The organism is Burkholderia sp. E168m23, assembly GCF_016586125.1.
In the GTDB taxonomy this organism is placed as follows: Bacteria; Pseudomonadota; Gammaproteobacteria; order Burkholderiales; family Burkholderiaceae; genus Burkholderia; species Burkholderia orbicola.
Map to the genome: position 1 here is coordinate 1 of NZ_BCPP01000730.1, position 3,699 is coordinate 3,699.

Annotated in this window: 4 protein-coding genes; 3 read left to right on the forward strand and 1 reads right to left on the reverse strand. The window is 70.8% G+C overall.

Annotation, left to right across the window (positions count from 1 at the left end):
- Together JMF90_RS28405 and JMF90_RS28410 are read left to right on the forward strand one after the other, a co-directional pair.
- A partial coding sequence (locus JMF90_RS28405; protein WP_201325721.1) for a glycosyltransferase family 4 protein occupies positions 1-451 on the forward strand: 451 nt, incomplete at its 5' end.
- A complete protein-coding gene (locus tag JMF90_RS28410) occupies positions 451-1,617 on the forward strand; it encodes a glycosyltransferase family 4 protein (RefSeq protein ID WP_011694671.1) in 1,167 nt (388 codons plus the stop codon). The genes JMF90_RS28405 and JMF90_RS28410, both read left to right, overlap by 1 nt.
- A 321-nt stretch (positions 1,618-1,938) precedes the next feature.
- Here the strand turns inward: JMF90_RS28410 and JMF90_RS28415 are convergent, their stop codons facing one another.
- Complete coding sequence (locus JMF90_RS28415) at positions 1,939-3,174, reverse strand: MFS transporter (RefSeq protein WP_011548189.1); 1,236 nt, start codon at positions 3,172-3,174, stop codon at positions 1,939-1,941.
- Positions 3,175-3,326: 152 nt separating this feature from the next.
- On the opposite strand from JMF90_RS28415, the gene JMF90_RS28420 reads away from it, so the two are divergent.
- Positions 3,327-3,699, forward strand: a 373-nt coding sequence (locus tag JMF90_RS28420) for a helix-turn-helix domain-containing protein (RefSeq protein ID WP_236598051.1), incomplete at its 3' end; no start/stop codon positions are given.

Here is a 3,699-nt window from a genome sequence, read left to right on the forward strand (position 1 = left end):
TCCGGAGGAGGCGCGCGCGCTCGGCATCGATTCGCGCGTGCATTTCCTCGGGCTCGTGAAGAACATGCCGACGCTGATGCGCTCGGTCGACGCGTATGTCTTTCCGTCGCGCTACGAAGCGATGAGCCTGTCGCTGCTGGAGGCGATGGCGGCCGGGCTGCCGGTCGTCACCGCGCGCACGGCGGGCGGCGCGGAAATCATCACGCGCGAATGCGGGATCGTGCTGGAGGACCCGGACGATCCGGCCGCGCTCGCGCAGGCGATCGGCGCGCTCGCGGCGTCGCGCGACACCTGCCGCGCGATGGGCGACGCGGCCCGCGAACTGATGACCCGTTTCGGCTGGGCGCACATGGGCGCCCAGTACGTCGCGCTTTACCGGCGCATCGGCCAACCCACGCAGCCGTCCGCCTTCGAGCGGGTCGAGCATGCAATCACGCAGGAGCAACCGTGATGTCCCACTCTTCCCGGCCGATCAAATCGTTGCAGATCGGCATGCACTGGTTTCCCGAACGCGCGGGCGGCCTCGACCGGATGTACTACTCGCTCGTCGGCGCGCTGCCCGGCGCGGGCGTCGAGGTGCGCGGGCTCGTGGCCGGCTCGCCGAAGGTCGCCGACGACACGGGCGGGGCGATCCAGGGTTTCGGTCCCGCGTCGGAGCCGCTCGCGCGCCGGATGCTCGCCGCGCGGCGAGCGTTGCGCGACGAGATCCGCAGCGCGCGGCCGGACGTGATTTCGTCGCACTTCGCGCTGTATACGTTCCCGGGCCTCGACGTGACGCGCGGGATTCCGCAGGTGTCGCACTTCCAGGGGCCGTGGGCCGACGAAAGCCAGGTCGAGGGCGCCGCGTCGCTCGGGCAGCGCGCGAAGCGCTATCTCGAGCAGGCGGTGTATACGCGCTCGTCGCGGCTGATCGTGCTGTCGCAGGCGTTCGGCCAGATCCTGACGAACCGGTACGGGATCGATCCGTCGCGCGTGCGCGTGATTCCCGGCTGCGTCGATACCGCGCAGTTCGACACGCCGCTCACGCCCGCCGAGGCGCGGCACAAGCTGCAACTGCCGCAGGACCGGCCGATCGTGCTGGCCGTGCGCCGACTCGTGCGGCGCATGGGGCTGGAGGACCTGATCGATGCGATCGGCATCGTCAAGCGCCGCCACCCGGACGTGCTGCTGCTGATCGCCGGCAAGGGCAAGATCGGCGAGGAACTGCAGCAGCGCATCGACGAAGCCGGGCTGCAGGACAACGTGAAGCTGCTCGGCTTCGTGCCCGATCACCATCTCGCGGCGCTGTACCGTGCGGCGACGGTCAGTGTCGTGCCGACGGTCGCGCTCGAGGGCTTTGGGCTGATCACGGTCGAATCGCTGGCGTCCGGCACGCCGGTGCTGGTCACGCCGGTCGGCGGGCTGCCGGAGGCGGTCGCCGGGTTGTCGAACGATCTCGTGCTGCCGTCGACGGGCGCGGATGCAATTGCCGAAGGGCTCGGCGGCGCGCTGTCGGGTGCGATCGCGCTGCCCGATGCGGCCGCATGCAAGCGTTATGCACGCGATCATTTCGACAATGCGGTGATCGCGCGGCGCGTGGCCGGCGTGTACGAAGAGGCGATCCAGGCGGCAGGTTGAACGTTCGCGGCGCGCACCGTGTGCGTCGAACCCCGGCGGGACCACAGCGGGACCGAAGCGGAACCGACATGCGCCGCGACGTTGCCGGCGCGCCCGCTTCCATGCCGCGGCGATGCCCCAAGCCGAACCGCAGCGGAACCGAAAGCCCGATCGGCGCGCGTGCGCGGCCGCTTCGCATGCCGGCCGCCAGCCGAGGGCGGGCCGGCGTTTCCCGTTCGATCCGCACAGCCGGCGCGCCTCATGCGCGCCGCAGCTGGCCCCACACGCCGAGCACGGCCACTCGCCCCCGCGCGGAGCACGGAGACCGCATGGCCGCGCGCCTCACGCGCGCCGCAGCGTCGCCACCCACACCCCGAGCGCGGCCACGCTCACCCCCGCGCCGAGCACGCAGACGCCGGTCCAGCCGGCGCGCGCATACATCATCGTCGCCGCGATCGCACCGAGCCCGCTGCCGGCCGAATAGAACAGCATGTAGCAGCCGACGAGGCGCGCATGCGCATCGGGCCGCGCGCCGAGAATCATGCTCTGGTTGACGACGTGCACGGCCTGCCCGCCGACGTCGAGCAGCACGATGCCGACGACCAGCCATGCAATCGACGTATTGCCGAACGCGAGCGGCAGCCACGCGCACGCGAGCAGCGCGAGTGCCGCGCCGGTCGTCGCCTCGCCGCGCCCGCGATCCGCGAGCCGGCCCGCGCGGGCCGCCGCCGCTGCACCCAGCGCGCCGACGAGGCCGAATGCGCCGATCTGCGTGTGCGACATCGCGTGCGGCGGCGCGCTCAGCGGCAGCACGAGCGCGCTCCAGAAGATGCTGAACGCCGCGAACATCAGCAGTGCGATCGCGCCGCGCACACGCAGCACGCGTTCGTCGCGCAGCAGCGACACCATCGAGCGCAGCAGCGCCGCGTAGCCGATGCGTGTGCGCGGTTCGCGCATATCGGGCAGCAGCCGCGACAGCACGACGAGCATCGCGATCGCGAGCGCACCCGACACGAGATAGACGGCCCGCCACCCCGCGATGTCGGTGACGACGCCCGCCAGCGAGCGCGCGGCCAATAGTCCGACCACGACGCCGCCTTGCGCGGCGCCCACCACGCGCCCGCGTTCGCCCGCACCGGCGAGGGCGGCCGAGCACGCGATCAGCCCTTGCGTCATCGCGGTGCCGAGCAGCCCGATCGCGACCATTCCGGCCAGCAGCGCGCCACGCGTCGGTGCAGTGGCCACGCCGATGCAGGCCGCGCTCAGCAGCACGAGCTGCACGGCGATCAGGCGCTTGCGGTTCAGCAGGTCGCCGAGCGGCACGACGAACAGCAGCGCGAGCGCGCAGCCGAGCTGCGTCGCGGTGATGACGCCGCCGACGGCGGCCTGCGACACGCCGAAATCCCGTGCGATCGAATCGAGCAGCGGCTGCGCGTAGTAGACGTTCGCGACGCTCGCCGCGCAGCAGACGGCCAGCAGCGCGACGCGTGCCGACGACAGGCGGCCGTCCTCGGCCGGATGGATCGCGTCGGTCGACGCGTTCGATGCAACGGTGCCGGAATGACAGGACGATTCCATGGTTCCTCGCGCAATGTAGTTGCAATTTGAAACTAGGTTGGAGTGTAGGGAAAGTAGTTTTAAAATGCAACTTGTTGGGTGGCGGGCCTGAGGCCCGCGCACGGATGGCCGGCATGCCCGCGAAGGCGGCCGGCACGATTGCGGAGAGAAAGATGGCCAGGCAGAAAAGTCTTGCGGATTCGCCGTGCCCGGTGGCGCGCGCGACCGATATCGTCGGCGATCGCTGGGCGTTGCTGATCGTGCGCGATGCATTCGACGGCGTGCGCCGCTTCGGCGATTTCCGCGCGAGTCTCGGCGTCGCGAGCAACATCCTGTCCGACCGGCTGAAGATGCTGGTGGACGCGGGCGTGTTCGACGTCGTGCCGGCGTCGGACGGCACCGCGTATCAGGAGTACGTGCTGACGAAAAAGGGCGAAGGGCTGTTTCCGGTCATCGTGATGCTGCGGCAGTGGGGCGAGGCCAACCTGTTCGCGCGCGGCGAGCGGCATTCGGTGCTGGTCGATCGCGGCACCGGGCGTGCGATCC